This is a genomic window from Mesorhizobium sp. M0276, assembly GCF_040321755.1.
In the GTDB taxonomy this organism is placed as follows: Bacteria; Pseudomonadota; Alphaproteobacteria; order Rhizobiales; family Rhizobiaceae; genus Mesorhizobium.
In genome coordinates, this window is record NZ_JAMYSC010000013.1 from 56,421 (window position 1) to 74,536 (window position 18,116).

At 62.8% G+C, this 18,116-nt stretch carries 22 protein-coding genes; 9 read left to right on the forward strand and 13 right to left on the reverse strand.

Annotation, left to right across the window (positions count from 1 at the left end; translation table 11 throughout):
* Nucleotides 1-153: 153 nt before the first annotated feature.
* On the reverse strand, nucleotides 154-1,701 hold the full coding sequence (gene bchE, locus NKJ01_RS12565; RefSeq protein ID WP_352728294.1) for a magnesium-protoporphyrin IX monomethyl ester anaerobic oxidative cyclase: 1,548 nt from the start codon (nucleotides 1,699-1,701) through the stop codon (nucleotides 154-156).
* Nucleotides 1,702-1,815: 114 nt separating this feature from the next.
* Nucleotides 1,816-2,292 carry an Lrp/AsnC family transcriptional regulator gene (locus tag NKJ01_RS12570; protein WP_352486123.1) on the reverse strand — a complete coding sequence of 159 codons (477 nt, stop codon included), beginning with the start codon at nucleotides 2,290-2,292 and terminating at the stop codon, nucleotides 1,816-1,818.
* A 138-nt stretch (nucleotides 2,293-2,430) separates the two neighbouring features.
* Here NKJ01_RS12570 and phhA point away from each other — a divergent pair, with 138 nt between their 5' ends.
* Nucleotides 2,431-3,267, forward strand: coding sequence for a phenylalanine 4-monooxygenase (gene phhA, locus NKJ01_RS12575; RefSeq protein WP_023761374.1), 837 nt, complete (start codon nucleotides 2,431-2,433; stop codon nucleotides 3,265-3,267).
* 106 nt (nucleotides 3,268-3,373) lie between these two features.
* Here the strand turns inward: phhA and NKJ01_RS12580 are convergent, their stop codons facing one another.
* Nucleotides 3,374-4,135, reverse strand: a complete 762-nt coding sequence (locus NKJ01_RS12580; protein WP_352601765.1) for a GGDEF domain-containing protein — start codon at nucleotides 4,133-4,135, stop codon at nucleotides 3,374-3,376.
* Between the two features lie 160 nt (nucleotides 4,136-4,295).
* On the opposite strand from NKJ01_RS12580, the gene NKJ01_RS12585 reads away from it, so the two are divergent.
* Complete coding sequence (locus NKJ01_RS12585; RefSeq protein ID WP_023761376.1) at nucleotides 4,296-5,003, forward strand: pyrimidine 5'-nucleotidase; 708 nt, start codon at nucleotides 4,296-4,298, stop codon at nucleotides 5,001-5,003.
* Between the two features lie 19 nt (nucleotides 5,004-5,022).
* On the opposite strand, the gene NKJ01_RS12590 is transcribed toward NKJ01_RS12585, so the two are convergent.
* Nucleotides 5,023-5,862 (reverse strand): LOG family protein, encoded by an 840-nt coding sequence (locus NKJ01_RS12590; RefSeq protein WP_352728297.1) that lies wholly within the window; start codon nucleotides 5,860-5,862, stop codon nucleotides 5,023-5,025.
* A gap of 228 nt (nucleotides 5,863-6,090) precedes the next feature.
* On the opposite strand from NKJ01_RS12590, the gene dapD reads away from it, so the two are divergent.
* From dapD to NKJ01_RS12610, 4 genes are all read left to right on the forward strand, one after another.
* A complete protein-coding gene (gene dapD / locus NKJ01_RS12595; protein ID WP_352728299.1) occupies nucleotides 6,091-6,945 on the forward strand; it encodes a 2,3,4,5-tetrahydropyridine-2,6-dicarboxylate N-succinyltransferase in 855 nt (284 codons plus the stop codon).
* 72 nt (nucleotides 6,946-7,017) lie between these two features.
* Nucleotides 7,018-7,380, forward strand: a complete 363-nt coding sequence (locus NKJ01_RS12600; protein ID WP_352728301.1) for a DUF805 domain-containing protein — start codon at nucleotides 7,018-7,020, stop codon at nucleotides 7,378-7,380.
* Nucleotides 7,373-7,750 carry a DUF805 domain-containing protein gene (locus NKJ01_RS12605; RefSeq protein ID WP_352601761.1) on the forward strand — a complete coding sequence of 126 codons (378 nt, stop codon included), beginning with the start codon at nucleotides 7,373-7,375 and terminating at the stop codon, nucleotides 7,748-7,750. Before NKJ01_RS12600 ends, NKJ01_RS12605 begins: the two co-directional genes overlap by 8 nt.
* A 13-nt stretch (nucleotides 7,751-7,763) precedes the next feature.
* Nucleotides 7,764-8,540: a hypothetical protein gene (locus tag NKJ01_RS12610; RefSeq protein WP_352728303.1), complete on the forward strand. Its 777-nt coding sequence runs from the start codon at nucleotides 7,764-7,766 to the stop codon at nucleotides 8,538-8,540.
* Here NKJ01_RS12610 and NKJ01_RS12615 read toward each other — a convergent pair.
* Nucleotides 8,440-9,483, reverse strand: a complete 1,044-nt coding sequence (locus NKJ01_RS12615; RefSeq protein ID WP_352728305.1) for a 2-dehydropantoate 2-reductase — start codon at nucleotides 9,481-9,483, stop codon at nucleotides 8,440-8,442. The genes NKJ01_RS12610 and NKJ01_RS12615 overlap by 101 nt on opposite strands.
* A gap of 126 nt (nucleotides 9,484-9,609) precedes the next feature.
* Here NKJ01_RS12615 and dapE point away from each other — a divergent pair, with 126 nt between their 5' ends.
* Nucleotides 9,610-10,803: a succinyl-diaminopimelate desuccinylase gene (gene dapE / locus NKJ01_RS12620; protein ID WP_352728307.1), complete on the forward strand. Its 1,194-nt coding sequence runs from the start codon at nucleotides 9,610-9,612 to the stop codon at nucleotides 10,801-10,803.
* Between the two features lie 3 nt (nucleotides 10,804-10,806).
* Complete coding sequence (locus NKJ01_RS12625; protein WP_352486124.1) at nucleotides 10,807-11,439, forward strand: transporter; 633 nt, start codon at nucleotides 10,807-10,809, stop codon at nucleotides 11,437-11,439.
* A 56-nt stretch (nucleotides 11,440-11,495) separates the two neighbouring features.
* Here NKJ01_RS12625 and truA read toward each other — a convergent pair whose 3' ends face one another.
* The 6 genes from truA to def form a co-directional block, all read right to left on the reverse strand.
* The gene (gene truA, locus NKJ01_RS12630; RefSeq protein ID WP_352728309.1) at nucleotides 11,496-12,260 is read right to left on the reverse strand and encodes a tRNA pseudouridine(38-40) synthase TruA; all 765 of its coding nucleotides are present in this window, start codon (nucleotides 12,258-12,260) and stop codon (nucleotides 11,496-11,498) included.
* Between the two features lie 130 nt (nucleotides 12,261-12,390).
* On the reverse strand, nucleotides 12,391-12,900 hold the full coding sequence (locus NKJ01_RS12635; protein ID WP_352728310.1) for a GNAT family N-acetyltransferase: 510 nt from the start codon (nucleotides 12,898-12,900) through the stop codon (nucleotides 12,391-12,393).
* On the reverse strand, nucleotides 12,897-13,850 hold the full coding sequence (gene fmt, locus NKJ01_RS12640; RefSeq protein ID WP_352728312.1) for a methionyl-tRNA formyltransferase: 954 nt from the start codon (nucleotides 13,848-13,850) through the stop codon (nucleotides 12,897-12,899). The genes NKJ01_RS12635 and fmt overlap by 4 nt, the downstream gene beginning before the upstream one ends.
* A gap of 37 nt (nucleotides 13,851-13,887) precedes the next feature.
* On the reverse strand, nucleotides 13,888-14,313 hold the full coding sequence (locus tag NKJ01_RS12645; RefSeq protein WP_352728314.1) for a type II toxin-antitoxin system VapC family toxin: 426 nt from the start codon (nucleotides 14,311-14,313) through the stop codon (nucleotides 13,888-13,890).
* Complete coding sequence (locus NKJ01_RS12650; protein ID WP_352728432.1) at nucleotides 14,310-14,597, reverse strand: plasmid stabilization protein; 288 nt, start codon at nucleotides 14,595-14,597, stop codon at nucleotides 14,310-14,312. Before NKJ01_RS12650 ends, NKJ01_RS12645 begins: the two co-directional genes overlap by 4 nt.
* Before the next feature lie 116 nt (nucleotides 14,598-14,713).
* Nucleotides 14,714-15,244: a peptide deformylase gene (gene def, locus NKJ01_RS12655; RefSeq protein WP_352601743.1), complete on the reverse strand. Its 531-nt coding sequence runs from the start codon at nucleotides 15,242-15,244 to the stop codon at nucleotides 14,714-14,716.
* Between the two features lie 103 nt (nucleotides 15,245-15,347).
* On the opposite strand from def, the gene NKJ01_RS12660 reads away from it, so the two are divergent.
* A complete protein-coding gene (locus NKJ01_RS12660) occupies nucleotides 15,348-16,619 on the forward strand; it encodes a DNA recombination protein RmuC (protein ID WP_352601741.1) in 1,272 nt (423 codons plus the stop codon).
* Between the two features lie 6 nt (nucleotides 16,620-16,625).
* Here the strand turns inward: NKJ01_RS12660 and NKJ01_RS12665 are convergent, their stop codons facing one another.
* Nucleotides 16,626-17,030, reverse strand: coding sequence for a GFA family protein (locus tag NKJ01_RS12665; RefSeq protein WP_352728317.1), 405 nt, complete (start codon nucleotides 17,028-17,030; stop codon nucleotides 16,626-16,628).
* A 62-nt stretch (nucleotides 17,031-17,092) separates the two neighbouring features.
* On the reverse strand, nucleotides 17,093-18,058 hold the full coding sequence (locus NKJ01_RS12670) for a cation diffusion facilitator family transporter (RefSeq protein WP_352486125.1): 966 nt from the start codon (nucleotides 18,056-18,058) through the stop codon (nucleotides 17,093-17,095).
* Nucleotides 18,059-18,116 lie beyond the last annotated feature (58 nt).

An 18,116-nucleotide genomic window follows, 5' to 3' on the forward strand; every position in this document is an offset into this window, starting at 1 on the left:
GAGCTATCCGCAGGGCTTCAGGGTTTTGGATCGCTGCACTCCAACATCCGGGACGGCTGTTGACATACGCCCCGTATGCCGGATGTGGGCACATACGGCGCGTATGTCAATGTGAATACGTCGCGCGTGTCTTTGGGAGATTGCCAAGAGCTGTCACGCTCGGGGTGAAATCGTAATCTCGGGCGATGTCAGCTTTCGCTTTAGGCGTTGGACAACCATGGACTCCTCTTCCGTGTCCTGCGGAGCGCCCCAGAATTCGGCAAGCGTCGGGCCGTCCTTCACCCTGATGTCGCGGACCAGAAAGCCCCACACCTCGCGGAACCAGACGCGGCGGCCCATCTGCGTATACCAGCGCATCGAATGGCGCTGCTCCGGATCCTTGTGAAACAGGATGCGGGCCAGCGCCTTCGGCCGCGACTGCACCGCCAGCTCGATCAGCTTGACGCTGAAGAACAGCATCCACGGCTTCAGCCGCGTCATCTGCAGCACCTGGTGCTTGTAGTCCCACAGCCGGGCATCCTTCTGGATCACCTTGCGGCCCCGCGCGATCCTGAAGAACGGCGTCCAGCGATGCGGCGTCACATAAAGCGCCTGGATCTGGTCCGGGTCGTAGGCGATCAACTGGCGAAAGCCGCGCCACAGGTCGCGAAACCCCTCATCCTCGAAGCCGGCTACCCAGGTCGCCATCGACAGTATGCCGTTGAGGCGCAGCAGCCTTATCGCCTCGCGATCGGATGAGGTGCTGCCGCCCTTGCGGATCAATTGAAGCGTCTGCTCGTCGGTGTTTTCCATGCCGAGCAGCCAGCGGATGACACCCGCCTTGCGATAGAGGTGCAGGATGTCGGCGTCGCGCACGATGTCGTCGGCGCGGGTCGAACCGACGATCAGCACCGGCACATTCTCGATAATCAGGGCATCGAGAAAGGTGCGCCAGGCCTTCTTCGAAACCGTCGGGTTCTCGTCGGCGAGATTGATCAGTTCAACGCCGTGCTCGCGGTGCAACCATGCTATTTCTTGCGCGAATTTAACCGGGTCGCGATGCCGCCAGCGGGTCCAGAAGCCGCGCTGGCCGCAATAGTTGCACAGATGCGGGCAGCCGCGCGAAAACTGCATGACCACGGCACGCTTGCCGCCCCAATAGCTGTAGCGCCCGTGATCGATCAGCTCCCAGCCGACACGGTAGGCGTCGAGTTCTGGGATGGTCATGGCCGGCTGCGTGGCGAAGGGACGGCGCAGATCGTCGCGATAGGCGATGCCGGCCACGCTCCCGGGCGGCTGGTGCATTTCAAGTGCCTCGACCAACGCCACGACGGTCGCCTCGCCCTCGCCGCGCACGACGAAGTCGAAGACGTCCGTTTCAGCCAGTATGTCACGCCAGTGATAGGTCGGAAAAACGCCGCCATAGATGATGATGGTCGCCGGCTCGCGCTGCTTGATCATCTTGGCGAGGAGCAGGGCGGTCGGGTGCGCCGAGGTCGAGCCGGAATGGCCGATCAGGACGAAGTCGGGGCGATCCGTGAGCGCGTTGCGCACGACGATATCAAGTGGCATCGGTCCGAATTCGGCGTCGACAAGGCGCACCTCATGGCCGGCATCGATCAGCGGGCCGCCGAGCGCCAAAAGGCCGAGCGGCGGCAGGTGGTCGTCGGGCACGCGACTGCCGATGGCGGTGTGCGGCGGATTGATCAGGACGATGTTCATGGCGGACCTCCGGCTGTTGGTCCGCGCAAGCTGGCCGGCGATGTGGACACGGGCTTGGCCCGCTTCAGCAGTTTGCGTGCAGCTTTCCCGCAGGAATACTGAAGGCAGGCATTGTCATCGCCTCAGGTGGGCGAGCGGCACGTGGCCAGGCCCCTTGATGTTCTGCAGCACGAGTTGGGTATGAACGTCGCGCACGCCGTCGAGCCGCATCAGCCGGTGCATGACGAAGGCGTTGAGCTCGTCGACCGATGGCACCATGACATGCAGCAGGAAATCGTGGTCGCCGGTCATTGTCCAGCACGCAGACACCTCGTCCATGCGCTGGACCGCGGCGATGAAACTTTCGGGCGAGCCGTCGCTGTGGCTGACAAGGCGCACCTGGATGAACACCTCGACCATCAGCCCGACCGCGCGGCGGCTGATCACCGCGGCAAAACCCTTGATGATACCGGTCTCCTGCAGCGCCTCGAAACGCCGTGCGCAAGGCGTCGTCGACAGGCCGATCTCTTGTGCCAGCTCGGAGACAGGCTTACGCCCGTCGCGCTGCAGGACATCGAGCATCCTGATCTCGAAATCATCGAATTGAGGCATCTTCACTCCTCCAAAAGGGCTTCTGAGTAAATCTTACCTCGATTTCTCTCGTTGAGCCATCATCAAAACCGATTTGCCTCGGCAAATCCGGTTATCTTTAACACGTCAGCCATCCATGATCTGTGAGGAGAAAAAGTCATGACGACGATGACAGTTGCGGAATACGCCCGCGATTGCGCGGCGCAAGGGTTGCGCGGCAACTATTCGGTCTGCCGTGCCGATTTCACCGTGGCGCAGGGTTACGACTACAGCGACGAAGAGCAGGCAGTGTGGCGCACGCTGTGCGACCGCCAGACCGAACTGACGCGCAAGCTCGCCCACCACTCCTATCTAGACGGCGTCGAGAAGCTCGGCCTGCTCGACCGCATCCCTGATTTCGACGAGGTCAGCGCCAAGCTGCGCAAGCTGACCGGCTGGGAGATCGTTGCCGTGCCAGGTCTCATTCCCGCGGCTCCCTTCTTCGACCATCTCGCCAATCGCCGATTCCCGGTCACCAACTGGCTACGGACCAGGCAGGAGCTCGACTACATCGTCGAGCCGGACATGTTCCATGACTTCTTCGGCCACGTCCCGGTGTTGTCGCAGCCGGTGTTTGCCGATTTCATGCAAATGTATGGCCGCAAGGCCGGCGACATCATTGCGCTGGGCGGCGACGAGATGATCACCAGGCTCTACTGGTATACGGCAGAATACGGCCTGATGCAGGAGGCCGGCCAGCCGCTGAAGGCCTTTGGCGCCGGCCTGATGTCCTCGTTCACGGAATTGCAGTTCGCCGTCGACGGCAAGGATGCCCACCACGCGCCTTTCCACCTGGAGACGGTGATGCGGACCGGCTACGAGATCGACAAGTTCCAGCGCGTCTATTTCGTGCTGCCGTCGTTTGACGCCTTGCGCGATGCCTTCCGGACCGCCGACTTCGAGGCGATAGTCGCCCGCCGCAAGGGCCAGCCGGCACTCGACCCGGCGACGGTCTGACGCCTCAGTCGGTCTCGCTGGCCGCAGCCGCGGTGCTGGTGCGCATCGCCGTCTACGGCCTTTGAGCCATGCCCTGCATCTGCCGGCGCCCGCATCAGCGGCTTGATCAGGCCGCTTCGGAAATGTCCGTGCCGAGGATCGTCAGGTTGCGGCCCTGATGCTTGGCCTGGTAGAGGCGCCGGTCGGCGGCGCGCATCAGGTCCGAGACGCTCATATCTTCGCCGCAGACGGTGCCGCCGATGCTGACGGTGAGTGGAATGGTCCGCTCGTCGACGGGCCGGAAGCGGATCAGCTCGACTTCGCGGCGAATGCGCTCGGCGACGCGCTTGGCCTCCTGCTCGGTGGCGCCGGTCAGGAAGGCGCCGAACTCCTCGCCGCCGATGCGGCCGAGCACATCGCCGCTGCGCACGCCGCGCTGAATCGCGCTGGCGATCAAACGCAGCGCGTCATCGCCGGTCAGGTGGCCAAAATTGTCGTTGATCCTCTTGAAGTGGTCAGCGTCGATGATCAGTAGCGCGCCGCGATCGGACTTGCGGCGCGAACCCTCCAGCGCGGCAAAGAAGCTTTCCCGGTTGAGCATGCCGGTCATGTCGTCGCGGCTTGCCTTTTCCGCCAGGCGGCGATGCGCGGCAGCGAGTTGGGCATGCGCGCGAGCGAGGTCGCGATGCGCGTTTTTCAGCCTGTCGCTTTGCCAGAAAGTACTTGCGCTGGCGGCCCATGTCAGCACCAGCGGACAGAGCGTTGAGGTCAGCCAGATCGTGCGGTTGACCGGAAATCCCATCGCCGGAACGATGATCAGCGTCAAAACGAGCGATGCCGCGACAGACGCGAAAGCGACGGCGGCGGATCTCAGAATTATGCTGTTCATCGCTTGCTCCCACAAGACTGTCTCTGTGCCAGCAAGCCCTGAAGGGCACCTTTCCCGGATGACTAAAATTTGAACGGTGAGGTCATTTCTGCAATCATAGCGAGTAGAAGTTGTGGATAAAGTCTCTTTCAGGCCGCCCGTTTCATGCCATAAGGAGCAGATGACCACGCTCCCTGACCCCGCCCGCTTCGCCCATGTCACCGATTGGGTGTTCGACCTCGACAACACGCTCTATCCGCATCATTCGAATCTGTTCTCTCAGATCGACGTCAAGATGACCGCCTATGTCGGCGAACTCCTGGCGCTGCCGCGCGACGACGCGCGCAAATTGCAGAAGGAGCTCTACCGCGAATATGGCACGACGCTGAACGGGCTGATGACGCGCCACGGCATCGACCCCGACGATTTCCTCGAGAAGGTCCATGACATCGATTACTCATGGCTGGTGCCCGATCCCGTCCTCGGCACGGCCATCCGCCAGCTTCCGGGCCGCAAGTTCATCTTCACCAATGGCGACCGCAGGCATGCCGAACGCACCGCGCGCCAGCTCGGCATTCTCGAACATTTCGACGCTATCTTCGATATCGTCGCCGCAGGGCTCAATCCCAAGCCGGCGCGCCAGACCTATGAGAAGTTCGCCGAACTCCACTCCGTTATTGGCCACAATGCAGTGATGTTCGAAGACCTTGCCCGCAACCTTTCGGTGCCGAAGTCGCTGGGCATGACCACGGTGCTTGTCGTGCCGCGCAATTTCGAACCGACCTTTTCCGAGATCTGGGAGCGCGATCCAGCCAACGAGGATGACGTCGATTTCGTCACCGACGACCTTGCCAGCTTCCTGACGGCGGTAGTCGAGGTAACGGCCTGAAGCGTCCTGCCCGCCAGGTTCACAGACTGTAGAAGCGGCTGATGATCCCCCAGGCCTCGTCGGCGGTGTCGACGAAATCGATGATATCCTGGTCGCCGGGGCTGATCGTGCCCTGCTCGGCGAGGAAATCGAGATCGACCGCCCGTTTCCAGAAGGATTTGCCGAACAGGATCACCGGCACGCGCTCCATGCGCCCGGTCTGGATCAGGGTCAGCGTTTCGAAGAACTCGTCCATTGTTCCGAAGCCGCCGGGAAACACCGCGACGGCCTTGGCGCGCATGACGAAATGCATCTTGCGGATGGCGAAATAGTGGAAGTTGAAGCAGAGCTCCGGTGTCACATAGCTGTTCGGCGCCTGCTCGTGCGGCAGGACGATGTTGAGGCCGATCGACGGCGCGCCGACATCGTCGGCGCCGCGGTTTCCCGCTTCCATCACGCCGGGTCCGCCACCGGTCACCACGACATATTCGCGGTAGTATGACGTGGCCGATTGCTGCGAGCAGAGGCGGGCGAATTTGCGCGCCTCCTCGTAGTATTTGCTGTTTTTCTCGAGGTTCTTCTTCTGCGTCTCGTTCTTGGCCGCCCAGGCCTCGCCGCCGGGCTCGGGCAGGCGTGCGCCACCAAACAGGATGACCGTCGAACGGATGCCGCGTTCGGCCAGGATCATCTCAGGCTTCAAGAGTTCGAGCTGCAGCCTGACCGCGCGCAATTCGCGACGCGTCATGAAGTCGGGATCGTTCCAGGCCAGCCGATAGGTCTCGGCACGCGTCTGCGGCGTGTCCGGCACACTCTTCGACCGCTCCAGATCCTCGTCCGAATGCGGCAGCGGCGTCCACCCCGCCTTTTCCATAGGAGTCATAATTGCGCTACCCGTCCAAATTCTTCAGTTGCGCCGTCCCATGGCGCAGCCGCGATTGACCCTCATTGAGCCTTAACATAAGCAGGTTCCGCAAAAGTGTCCGACGGTTTTGCGACAAGAACCTGCTACATGCAAAGACCCAGGAAGGCAAAGCCTGCCAGCGGTCCGCGCGACTTTCAAAACAGGTTAAGGCGCAGCCCCTTAACAGCTTGGTAATGGAGCGAATTCATGTCGAAGCCAGATCTGGCGAGCCTCGAAAAGACCATTGAGAAGGCCTTCGAGGAACGCGACACGATTTCGACGATGACACGCGGCGAGACGCGCGACGCCATCCAGTCGGCACTCGACCTGCTCGACCGCGGCACCGCCCGTGTCGCCGAGCGGCAGGCCGACGGCAAGTGGCATGTCAACCAGTGGCTGAAGAAAGCCGTGCTGTTGTCGTTTCGGCTCAATCCGATGGAGATCATCAAGGGCGGCCCAGGCCAGGCCGTGTGGTGGGACAAGGTGCCGTCGAAGTTCGATGGCTGGAGCGCCGTCGATTTCGAGAAGGCGGGATTCCGCGCCGTGCCATCGTCGATCGTGCGCCGTTCGGCGTATGTCGCGCCGGGCGCCGTGCTGATGCCGTCCTTCGTCAATGTCGGCGCCTATGTCGATACCGGCACCATGGTCGACACCTGGGCCTCGGTCGGCTCCTGCGCCCAGATAGGCAAGAACGTGCACCTGTCCGGCGGCGTCGGCATTGGCGGCGTGTTGGAGCCGATGCAGGCCGGCCCGACCATCATCGAGGACAATTGCTTCATCGGCGCGCGCTCGGAAGTGGTCGAGGGCTGCATCGTGCGCGAAGGCTCGGTGCTCGGCATGGGCGTCTTCATCGGCCAGTCGACGAAGATCGTCGACCGCGCCACGGGCGAGATTTTCTATGGCGAGGTGCCCTCGAATTCCGTCGTCGTCGCCGGCTCGCTGCCTGGCAAGCCGTTGCCGAACGGCGAGCCGGGCCCAAGCCTCTACTGCGCCGTCATCGTCAAGCGCGTCGATGCCAAGACCCGGTCCAAGACCTCGATCAACGAATTGCTGCGCGATTGATCTTTGCGCAAAGCGGGCGCACCTTCCGCCGGCGCGACGATCGGTCGCGCTGGTTCAACATGGAGGGGTGACATGGACTGGAAGTATCTTCTCACAAGTTTCGATGGCCGCATCAACCGTGGCAAGTTCTGGGCCGGCATCGGCGTATTCATCGTTATCGGCATCGTTGCTTTCATCCTCGACGCGATTCTGGGCACGCGATTCACCACGGCCAGCGGCGCCCAGGTCGGCATCATCGGCATCCTGTTCGCGCTGGCGTCGATCTATTTCGCCATTGCCCTCTATGCCAAACGCTGGCACGACCGCAACAAGTCGGGCTGGTGGACGCTGATCGGCCTCGTACCCATCATCGGCGGCATCTGGCTGCTGGTCGAGCTCGACATCCTCGAAGGCTCCAGGGGTGCCAATCAATATGGACCGGACCCGCTTGCCTGACAAATCAGATCTCACCTGGCTTTTCTTCAAAACATCGGGCCGCGTCAGTCGCGCGGCCTATTTCCTTGGTGGATTGCTCGTCGCCATCATCCAGGCCTTCCCTCTCTATCGCTTCACGCTGGTGCCCGAGGGCTCGCCCGAGAGCAACATGTGGTCGTTCATCTTCTTTATCGCTTTCATCGCCTCGCTGTGGTCGAACATCGTGCTGGCGGTGAAGCGGCTGCACGACTTGGACAAGCCGGGCATTGCCGCACTGATCCTGTTCGTCCCGGTGGTCTCGATTGTCGCCTTCCTTGTGTTGTGCCTGTTTCCAGGGCAGCCTGGGCCCAATCGCTATGGCCGGCGCACCAACGAGCCGGCACAATCCTGAGGGTCGATCGGACATGCGCTACCGCACGCTTGATCCGAAACTGATCGTCGACACCGCCGAGCGGCTCGAAGAGCGGATCGCCGACCGTTTTCCCGAAGCGGGATTGCGTGGCGTCGCCGCCGAACTGGTCTCGCTGTCGCGCGATTTGGCCAAGGCCGCCAAGGCGCTCGAGGCGCCGATCTGGTGGCTGCGCGGGCTCATCATTGCCGCCGTCGTCGCCGGCGCGCTGGTGTTCCTGTTCGTCGGCACCATTCTGCCGCTCATTCATATCTCCCAGGCCGACGATGCGGTTCAGTCGGTGCAAGGTATCGAAGCCACGATCAACATGATGATCCTTGCCGTGCTTGGCTTCCTGGCGTTGACCCGAACCGAGGAGCGTATCAAGCGCAAACAGGTGTTCCGTCAACTGCACGGCCTGCGCTCGCTGATCCATGTCATCGACATGCATCAGCTGACCAAGGATCCGGCAGCTCTTTCGGCCGATTTCAGGCCGACCACGCATTCGCCTGCCCGCATCACCAATGCCGCCGACCTGGCGCGCTATCTCGACTATTGCTCCGAAATGCTGTCGATCACCGGCAAGATCGCAGCGCTGTTCGCGCAGTCGGTCAATGACGGTGTAGTCATCGATGGCGTCAACGACATCGAGAACCTGGCGTCCAACCTGTCGCGGAAAATCTGGCAGAAGATCACGTTGATCGACGGCCGGCCGGCCCCGCAGCGATCTGCCCCGGCGACAGGCCCGGCGAGCCAACCCGCTCCGCTTCCGCCGCGCGCACCAGCGCGGTGATCCGCTGGATCATCGGAGCCGGCGTGCCGGCCTTATCCGCCAGCCGCAGTATGGCGCCCTGCAAGTCGTCGATTTCCGTCGGCCGGCCGCGCTGCAAATCGTCCCACATCGACGAGCGCGCCTGCGGGTCGATCGCCAGCATGCGCCGGGCCAGCAGTTTGAAAAGCCAGTCGGGCAGCCTGAGCACCTTCGACAGCAGGGACGGCCGCAGGCCGGCAATCCGCGCCGGCTCGATGCCGGACGCTTTCATCGCCGTGAGCGCCTCGTCGATCTGACCGGCCAGGATCAGCCGCCAGCGCCGATCGGCCAATTCGGTTACCAGCGGCAGGTCCGACAGGGCCACCAGAGCGTTGTTCAAATTCATCAGCAGCTTGCCCCACAGCACGGCCTTCATGTCGCCGCGGGCTTCGACCGCAAAGCCTTCGACATCGAGCAGGTCGACCAGGCCGGAATTGCCGTGTTCGACCATCACCTTGCCGTCGCTTGCGCGGTGAACGCGCAGCGGCTGTTCGCCATCCGGGGACTGCACGACATTGAACGGCACCATGCCGGCCAGCACTGTTTGCCCGGCAAGCCCGGCGCGCAGCCGTTCTGCATTTTCGATGCCATTCTGCAGGCTCACCACAACAGCATCCGGGCGGGCATGGACCTTGATGAGGCCTGCCATATCCTGCGTCGCGCCGCTCTTGACCGTGACCAGGATCACATCCGCCCCCGGCAGGGCGGCGGCCGGATCGGTGGTGACGGCAAGTGCCTCCGGCTTGATCGAGCGATCGCGGCCTTCAAGATCGGTGACCCGCAATCCGCCCTGCCGCAACGCGGCGTCGACACGCGGCCGGGCCAGCAGAATCACCCGGCGCCCGGCGAGCGCCAGGCAGCCGCCGCCATAGCAGCCGATGCTGCCGGCACCGGCAATGACGATTCTTCTTTCCCGGTCTGCCATCCTGTCGCCCGCGCGGGTCGCAGCTATACGACATGAAAACCATAATATCGGCGGTATCGCCAGCCATGAGGCTGGCCCCCATGTCTGGCCGTGACAGGCCTTCCGCTTTCGACTATCGCTTTTGCCATGACGCTGCCGACCGATCCCGCCGAAAACCTCGCTGCCCTTATCCGCTGTGCATCCGTGACGCCCGCTGAGGGCGGCGCGTTGGGCGCGCTGGAGACGATGCTGAAGCCGCTCGGCTTCCTGGTCGACCGGCCGGTGTTTTCCGAAAACGGCACGCCCGATATCGAGAACCTCTATGCGCGACGGTCCGGCAACGGCCCGCATCTGATGTTCGCAGGCCATACTGACGTGGTGCCGGTCGGTGACGAAGCCGCCTGGACGCATCCGCCCTTCGCTGCCGAGATCGCCAATGGCGAGATGTATGGCCGTGGCGCGGTCGACATGAAGGGCGGCATCGCCTGTTTCATCGCCGCCGTGGCACGCCATGTCGAGACCAAGGGCGGCCCGAAAGGGTCGGTCTCGCTGCTGATCACCGGCGACGAGGAAGGGCCGGCCATCAACGGCACGGTCAAGCTGCTCGAATGGGCGGCTGCCAGGGGTGAGAAATGGGATGCCTCCCTTGTCGGCGAGCCGACCAACCCCGATACGCTCGGCGACATGATCAAGATCGGCCGGCGCGGCTCGATGTCCGGAGCCATAACGGTCAATGGCCGTCAGGGCCATGTCGCCTATCCCTTGCTTGCCGACAATCCGGTGCGTGGGCTGATGAGCCTGGTCGACGCCTTGATGCACCCGGACTTCGACAAGGGCACCAGGGATTTCCAGCCGACCAATCTGGAGATCACCTCCATCGATGTCGGCAATCCGGCCACCAATGTCATCGCGGCCAAGGCGACCGCGACCTTCAACATCCGCTTCAACGACAGCTGGACGGCCGAGACCCTGCAGGCCGAGATCCACAACCGGCTCGACCAGGCGGCAAGACGCAAGAAGTACCGGCAGGCCAAGAAGACGCCGGTCGACTATGAGCTGGTCTGGCGCGACCGGCCGAGCCATGTCTTCCTGACCCGCGATGACAGACTGGTCGAGACCCTTCGCGGTTCGATCAAGTCGACGGTCGGCAAGGAGCCGACGCTGTCGACTTCCGGCGGCACGTCCGACGCGCGTTTCATCAAGGACTATTGCCCGGTGGTCGAGTTCGGGCTTGTCGGCAAGACCATGCATATGGTCGACGAGCGTGTCGCCATTGCCGATCTCGAAACGCTGACGCAAGTCTATCAACGCTTCATCGAAGACTGGTTCGGGCAGGGCTAGGGCATGCTTTCGGCTGATGAAACCCAAGCTTCGCTGACGGGCGCCTGGCGGCTCATGCTCGGCAAGGCTGACGGCTTGCGCCTGCTCGACCTGTCGGCCGACGGCTTCTGGAATTCCTTTTTCGCCATTGTCGTTGCAGCACCGGCCCTGATCGTCGGCTGGGTCGGCATCGCCAACGAGATCGGCGATCCAGACGCTTTTGCGGGGCGCTTCAGCATGCTGGTGCGTCTGGCGACCGTCGACATCGGCTCCTGGGTGCTGCCGCTGGTCGTTCTGGCCCTGGTCGCGCCGCGCGCCGGCATTGGCGGCCGCTTCGTCCACTATGTCGTCGCCAGCAACTGGGCCTCGGCCATTACTGCCTGGCTGATGCTGCCCTCGGCGCTGATCCGGCTTTTTCTATCGTCAGCGAGCCAGGTTTCAAGCCTTGTGTCGCTGTTGTTGTTTGCCCTGTCGATGGTGCTGACCTGGCGAATGACCAACGCCACAATTGGCAAGGGGCCTGCCATTGGCACCGCCGTTTTCGTCGGTATGTTCCTCGCGTCGCTGTTGGTGCTGTTCGGCCTGCAGACGCTACTCGGCATCGCCGTGCCGGATGATGTCGGGTCCCAGAGCCTTTCCGGGTTCGTCCCCGGGTAGAGCCTTCCGGACTCTACCCCAGACAGAGCCCTTCGGGCCTCTATCCCGGAGAGCCCCTATCCTGCATAGTCGATCTCAGGATAATCGACACCCACCAGAAACAGCCCGTCGGGCGGCGCCACCTGGCCGCAGGCGGCGCGGTCGTGCGCCTCGAGCGCTGTTTTCAGGTCGGCCGCGGTCCAGCTGCCTTCGCCGACTCGCTTGAGGGAACCGACCATCGAACGCACCTGATTGTGCAGGAAGGAGCGCGCCGAAGCCCTTACCTCGATCACGTCATCTTGCCTGCTCACGTCGAGCCGCTGTAACGTCCTGACCGGGCTGTTGGCCTGGCACTGGGTCGAGCGGAAGGTGGTGAAGTCATGCCGTCCGAGCAGGACCTTTGCCGCTTCGTGCATGGCGCTCGCGTCGAGCCGTTTCGGCACCCACCAGACCTTGCCCTTGTCGAGTGCGGCCGGCGCGCGTCGGTTGAGGATACGGTAGAGGTAGTGGCGGCCGGTGGCCGAGAAGCGCGCGTCGAAGCTGTCGGAGACGACCGTTGCCTTGAGCACGGCGACGCGCGCGCCGGCCGCCTGCAGATGGGCGTTGACGGCATCGCGCACCTTGTCGTTGGGCCATCCCTTGACGAGATCGACATGCGCAACCTGGGCGGTGGCATGCACGCCGGCATCGGTGCGGCCGGCGGCGCGCAGCCGGACCGCTTCGCCGCAGAATTTTTCGATCGCCTGCTCGATCGCCTGCTGCACCGAAGGCTGGTCCGCCTGGTGCTGCCAGCCGGCAAACAGGCTGCCGTCATATTCGATGTCGAGGCGAAAACGCGGCATGCTAGGGCAAGACGCCGAAAAGTGTGAAGCGGTTTTCGGACGACATCATGCTCGATCTCTTGGATTAGAGACGGATTCAGATTTCAGGTGGATTCGACCTGAAATCATCCGGCTCTAGGGCTGTTGCCGCCTACGCGGCGAGTGCCGAGCCGAAGGCCGACGCGTAGACCAGTTTGCCGGCTTCCGGAGCATCGCCCCAGGCCAATGCCTGCAGAGCCTCGCTTTGATACTCGCTCTCGAATTTTTCGGCGCGGGCGTGACTGTAGCCGAAACGGCCGTAATAGGCCGGATCGCCCAGCACCACGGCCAGTGTCTCGCCGGTGTCCTTGAGGCGGATATGCGCCTCGCGGATCAGCGCGCCGCCGATACCGCTGCCATGGAACGAAGGCTCCACCGCCAACGGCGCCAGCGCCACGGCCGCGAAGTTCTTGCCGCCGCTTTCGACGAACAGCCGGGAAAACAGGATGTGGCCGACCACCTGGCCGTCTTCTTCCGCCACCAGTTCGGCAACGACGTCGCCGCCGGTCACCAGCGCATCGACCAGCCCGGCCTCCGCCTGCTGGCCGAAAGCGTGCTCCTCGACGAGGCGAATGGCCTCGCGATCCCGCGGCGTCGCCGCGCGTATCGACATCATGCTCATGAGAATTTCATTCCTTTTTCGATCTTGGCCCCGCGCAGGAATTCCGACGCGGCAGCAGGCCTTCCGCCCGCCCGTTGAACTTCAACCAGCCTGATCGCGCCTGCGCCGCAGGCGACAGTCAGCCGGTCATCGAGAATTCCTCCCGACTCGCCCAAATCTCCCGAAAGCGACAGGCCTTGCGACAGCGTCGAGCGAAGCAGTTTCAGCCGTTCCGGGCGGCCGCCAATTTCTATCTCCGACCAGGCGCCGGGAAAGGGCGACAGGCCACGAATATGATTGTGGACCTCGCTCGCCGGGCGAGTCCAGTCCACGCGCGTCTCGGATTTATCGACTTTCTTGGCGTAGGTCACCCCTTCCACCGCCTGGTCGGCAAATGTCAGCGTGTTCCTTTCCAGTCGGGCCAGCGCTTCCACCATCAGGGTTGCACCGACACTCATCAATCGATCGTGCAGATCGCCGGCCGTCATATCGGGCTCGATGGCGCATTTTTCAACCAATCCGACCGGACCGGTGTCCAGACCCTCTTCCATGCGCATCACCATCATGCCGGTTTCGCTGTCACCGGACATGATGGCGCGCTGGATGGGTGCAGCTCCCCGCCAGCGCGGCAAAAGCGAGGCATGGCCGTTGATGCAGCCAAGCCGGGGCGCCTCCAGAACCGCCTTCGGCAGCAGCAGGCCGTAGGCGACCACCACGGCTACATCGGCCCGCGAGGCCCGGAAAGCGGCCTGCTCGGCCTCACCTTTGAGCGAAGTCGGTGTACGCGCCTCGATGCCCAGCCGCTCCGCTTCGCGCTGCACCGGCGACGGCGTCAGTTCCAGCCCGCGCCGTCCGGCGGCGCGCGGCGGCTGGGTGTAGACGGCTGATATCTCATGTCCGGCCTCGGCGATGGCGCGCAACGTCGGCACCGAAAACTCCGGCGTGCCCATGAAGATGACGCGAAGCGGCATTTTTCTTCCGATATCCTGTCTTGCGCCGTGAGCCGGCTCAAGCATCTGCTTCAAACGGGTTTATGACCTTCAGGTCAAGGCCGTCGAAGTCGCGAACGTTGCGCGTGGCTAGCGTGGCGTCATGGGCGATACAAATCGCGGCAATCATGGCGTCAGAAAGACTGATTGGGCGGCCATTCCTCTCCCGTGCTGCTCGCAACTTGCCGGCAAGTCGAGGGATCGAACCCGAAAATTCCACGATACGACCGGCAAACTGTTCGGTGACCAGGTGATCGAGCACGCGAACATAACGGTCCGACCCCGTCCTGTTTAAAAACCTTTCGGCACCGAACGACTGCTCCATGATGACTGGTCCACACATATAGAGTGCGAGAAGATCCTGTTTGCGGAACCACGCTGAGACGTTCGAATCGGGCGCAGGCTTGCTGGCTTCGGAAACGACGTTGGTGTCGAGGACGATCACTCGAAATCCTCGACTGGACGACCGAAGTCGCGTTTCCTGTCCGCTTCGATTTCGTCCATTATCTCGGAAAATTCGTCGCCAATTGCGTTTTCAGCGGCGAATGCCGAGCGTATCGCATCCCATGCTGAAAGGCCCGGCTCTGGCTTGGCTTCTTTCTCCGCGACCATGCCTTTGCGCAAAAGATCGATCGCTTTGCCCGACAGGCTCTGGCCGCCCTTGCGTGCTGCTTGTTCGATTTCGCGCTTCAAGGGTTCGGGAATATCTCTGATCAGCATATCACCCATGGATATCTCCAAAAGTTTGATATCAATGATATCAAACTGCAGGCCTGCCCTCAACGAAATTCGAAGGTTTGGCCAAGGGCAGGACAAAAATGAACGACGCGCGCTGCTCAGTCGAGCTATCCCACCAGCTTGCCCGGCGCCTTGTCTCTGGCGAGCTTCTTGAATTTCTTCACCACCATGTCGCGCTTCAGCTTCGAAATGTGATCGATGAACAAGATACCATTGAGGTGATCGATCTCATGCTGCAGGCAGGTTGCCATCAGGCCCTCGGCCTCCATCTCCTGCAATTTGCCGTCACGGTCGAGATACTTGACCCGCACGGCGGCCGGGCGTTCGACCTCGGCATAATAGTCCGGGATCGACAGGCAGCCTTCCTCGTAGACGGACCGCGTATCGGCGCTCTCCAGGATTTCCGGGTTGATGAAGACGTGCGGCGCCGGCTCTTCGTCTTCCTTGGCGAGATCGATCACCAGCATGCGCAGCGGCTCGCCGATCTGGATTGCGGCCAGCCCGATGCCGGGCGCGTCATACATGGTCGCCAGCATGTCGTCGGCTAAATTGCGCAAAGGCGCGTCGACACGCTCCACCGGCTTGGAAACCTGGCGCAGGATGGGATCGGGAAGGATGATGAGCGGCTTGATCGGCATGGCGCTCCACCTAAGACCTCCAGCGAAAAGCGTCAACCGTTGCGCGCGAAGCTCGTTCACGTTTTGATCTGTGCGATCAGGGCGAATCGTTTATGCTGTCCACATGAATGATCTGAGCACCATCCTTTCGGAACCTGTCGCCCGGCTTGGCGCCACCACGATCACACTCGGCCATGCGCTGGCCTTGGGCGCCTTGCTGGTTCTCGGCCTGTTCGTGGCGCTCGTTGTCGCGCTGTGGCGGTCGGCCAAAGCGCGCGCAGTCGCTGCCGCCGAAGCCGCCGATCATGCCCGCGACGCCGAGGCGCGAATGGCCGGCATTCTGCAAAGCCAGGCCGAGATGCAGGGCCGCATGGGCGCCATCGCCGAAGTGTTCGGGGCACGGCAAGCGGAATTGACGCAGTCGATCGGCCAGCGTCTCGATGCCATGACCGGCCGGCTCGGCCAGACCATGACCGAGCAGACGAAATCGACGCATGAAAGCCTGGCCAAATTGCAGGAGCGGCTGGCGATCATCGATGTCGCGCAAGGTAACATCCAGTCGCTCGCCGGCCAGGTCGTGCAGTTGCAGGCGATACTCTCCAACAAGCAGACGCGCGGCGCCTTCGGTCAGTCGCGCATGGAGGCGATCGTCGCCGACGGCCTGCCGCACGGCGCCTACGAATTCCAGGCGACGCTGTCGAACGGCAGCCGGCCCGACTGCCTGGTAAAGATGCCGAACGGCGCGCCGTCGCTTGCCATCGACGCCAAGTTTCCGCTGGAAGCCTGGAACGCCATCCGCGCCGCCGATGGCGCCGACCTGCAGAAGGTCGCCTCGCAGGCATTCCGCCGCGACATCGAGATCCATGTCCGCGATATCTCGGAAAAATACCTGATCCAGGGCGAGACCCAGGATACCGCCTTCATGTTCGTGCCTTCGGAATCGGTGTTCGCCGAGATCCATGAGAATTTCGAGGCGATCGTCCACAAGGCGCATCGCGCCCGTGTCGTCATCGTCTCGCCGTCGCTGCTGATGCTGTCGATCCAGGTTATTCAGGCGATCCTCAAGGACGCCCGCATGCGCGAACAGGCGCACCTGATCCAGGGCGAGGTCATCCGGCTGATGGAGGATGTTGCGCGTGTCGATGAGCGGGTGCGCAAGCTGCAGGTCCATTTCGGCCAGTCCGCCAAGGACATCGACGACATCCTGGTTTCTACTTCGAAGGTCACCAAGCGCGGCCAGAAGATCGAGGCGCTGGAGTTCGGCGCACAGGCCGACGGCGAAGCCGCGGCGGACGCCGCGTCACGGCCTCCCGCTGCAAAGGCTGACACGGGCGCTCGCGTTGCCGATTCGAAGACCGGGCAGCTCAGGCTGAGGGTCGTCGAAGGCGACGACTGAGCAGCGCTACTGCTCCCCCACGGTGGTCATGTGCTGAAATTCCGGCAGCCAGTGCAATGCCGAGCGGTGCCAGTATTGTGTCCGGGGAACCAGTTCATCGCGCTGCCGCGCCGTGCCGACCCGGATGCCATAAACTTTTGGCCCGTCGCCGACCGACGTAGCGTAAAGATGTGAACCGCAGTCGGCGCAAAAGGCCTGCGCGCGCTTGGCGCCGCTCGATCCTGTCTTGATGTAGATTTTCGGCGTACCTTTGGTGATGCGGTAGTTGCTTTCGAGCGCCGGAACGGTCACGCGAAAAGCCGTGCCGGTCAGTTGCTGGCAGTCCGTGCAGTGGCAGATGTTCGTCTTTTCAGGATCGACCTCCGCCTCGTAGGTGATGGCGCCACAATGGCAGCCGCCGTCGATTTTCATCTTCGTTCCTCCAAAGTGTTGTTAATCTTAGCGAGGCAAGACCGTGAGGCAATGGCGCAACGCTAATCCGGCGCCGGATTGGATGCGGTCTCGATCAGCTTGCGCCGCTTTTCCCAGGTGCCGGTGGTCTGCGGCTTGACGAACAGCCGTGTGATCTCCGGCATCTCCTTCTGTAGCCGCGCCTCCAGGCGCTCCACACAGGCTTCGATCTCCGGCGCCGTCAGGTGATCCTCGAACTCGATGCTCAGCCCGGCAACGATCTCTGCCGGCCCCATATGGACGGTCAGAACGCCGTTCGCCCGCTGCACCGCCGGATCTTGTTGGGCGATCGCCAGCACCTGTCTCTGCACCTCGGGCGAGGCCGGCTCGCCGATCAGTAGGCCCTTGCTTTCGCGGGCCAGGAAAATTGCCGTCGCGCCAAGGATCAGCCCAATGCCGATCGAGGCGGCGCCGTCGAGTTCCGGCATCCCCAGCAGTTCCGCCGCCAGGATGCCAGCGAAGGCGACGATCAGGCCGAGAAGGGCCGCACTGTCCTCGAACAGCACGGTGTAGACGCTCGGATCCTTGCTCGACTGCACGGCCCGCAGCCAGCCTTCCTTGCCCTTCTGATTGCGGAACTCCTTCAGCGCCACCAGCCAGGAGCTGCCTTCGAACAGGAAGGAAAGGCCCAGGACGAGATAGTTCACCTTGACGTTGGCGACCGGTTCCGGCGCCATGATGTGGATCACGCCCTCGTAGAACGATACCCCGGCGCCCACGGCAAAGACGAGAAGTGCGACGATGAAACTCCAGAAATACAGTTCGCGGCCGTGACCGAGCGGATGCGTGTGGTCAGCCGGACGGGCGGCGCGATGCATGCCGTAGAGCAGCAGGCTGCCATTGCCGGTATCGACCAGCGAGTGCACGCCTTCCGACAGCATCGCCGAACTGCCGGTGAAGAAGGCGGCGGCGAACTTGGTCAGCGCGATGGCGAGATTGCCGGCCAGCGCCGTGTAGATCACCCGTTTTGAGCCGCCATGCGCAGCCATGGTGTGTGGTCCCGTTAGATGCGCACCCAGCCTAAGGCCAGAGGCAGAAGCTCCACAG

Excerpts from the sequence above, each read along its gene's own strand:
- phhA (WP_023761374.1), top strand. The coding sequence starts at position 2,431 with ATGACGACGATGACAGTTGCGGAATACGCCCGCGATTGCGCGGCGCAA.
- NKJ01_RS12610 (WP_352728303.1), top strand. The coding sequence starts at position 7,764 with ATGCGCTACCGCACGCTTGATCCGAAACTGATCGTCGACACCGCCGAG.
- dapD (WP_352728299.1), top strand. The coding sequence starts at position 6,091 with ATGTCGAAGCCAGATCTGGCGAGCCTCGAAAAGACCATTGAGAAGGCC.
- NKJ01_RS12600 (WP_352728301.1), top strand. The coding sequence starts at position 7,018 with ATGGACTGGAAGTATCTTCTCACAAGTTTCGATGGCCGCATCAACCGT.
- def (WP_352601743.1), bottom strand. The coding sequence starts at position 15,244 with ATGCCGATCAAGCCGCTCATCATCCTTCCCGATCCCATCCTGCGCCAG.
- NKJ01_RS12580 (WP_352601765.1), bottom strand. The coding sequence starts at position 4,135 with ATGAACAGCATAATTCTGAGATCCGCCGCCGTCGCTTTCGCGTCTGTC.
- NKJ01_RS12635 (WP_352728310.1), bottom strand. The coding sequence starts at position 12,900 with ATGAGCATGATGTCGATACGCGCGGCGACGCCGCGGGATCGCGAGGCC.
- NKJ01_RS12660 (WP_352601741.1), top strand. The coding sequence starts at position 15,348 with ATGAATGATCTGAGCACCATCCTTTCGGAACCTGTCGCCCGGCTTGGC.
- NKJ01_RS12615 (WP_352728305.1), bottom strand. The coding sequence starts at position 9,483 with ATGGCAGACCGGGAAAGAAGAATCGTCATTGCCGGTGCCGGCAGCATC.
- dapE (WP_352728307.1), top strand. The coding sequence starts at position 9,610 with ATGACGCTGCCGACCGATCCCGCCGAAAACCTCGCTGCCCTTATCCGC.
- truA (WP_352728309.1), bottom strand. The coding sequence starts at position 12,260 with ATGCCGCGTTTTCGCCTCGACATCGAATATGACGGCAGCCTGTTTGCC.
- bchE (WP_352728294.1), bottom strand. The coding sequence starts at position 1,701 with ATGAACATCGTCCTGATCAATCCGCCGCACACCGCCATCGGCAGTCGC.
- NKJ01_RS12665 (WP_352728317.1), bottom strand. The coding sequence starts at position 17,030 with ATGAAAATCGACGGCGGCTGCCATTGTGGCGCCATCACCTACGAGGCG.
- NKJ01_RS12585 (WP_023761376.1), top strand. The coding sequence starts at position 4,296 with ATGACCACGCTCCCTGACCCCGCCCGCTTCGCCCATGTCACCGATTGG.
- NKJ01_RS12590 (WP_352728297.1), bottom strand. The coding sequence starts at position 5,862 with ATGACTCCTATGGAAAAGGCGGGGTGGACGCCGCTGCCGCATTCGGAC.
- NKJ01_RS12625 (WP_352486124.1), top strand. The coding sequence starts at position 10,807 with ATGCTTTCGGCTGATGAAACCCAAGCTTCGCTGACGGGCGCCTGGCGG.
- fmt (WP_352728312.1), bottom strand. The coding sequence starts at position 13,850 with ATGCCGCTTCGCGTCATCTTCATGGGCACGCCGGAGTTTTCGGTGCCG.
- NKJ01_RS12570 (WP_352486123.1), bottom strand. The coding sequence starts at position 2,292 with ATGCCTCAATTCGATGATTTCGAGATCAGGATGCTCGATGTCCTGCAG.
- NKJ01_RS12650 (WP_352728432.1), bottom strand. The coding sequence starts at position 14,597 with ATGGGTGATATGCTGATCAGAGATATTCCCGAACCCTTGAAGCGCGAA.
- NKJ01_RS12670 (WP_352486125.1), bottom strand. The coding sequence starts at position 18,058 with ATGGCTGCGCATGGCGGCTCAAAACGGGTGATCTACACGGCGCTGGCC.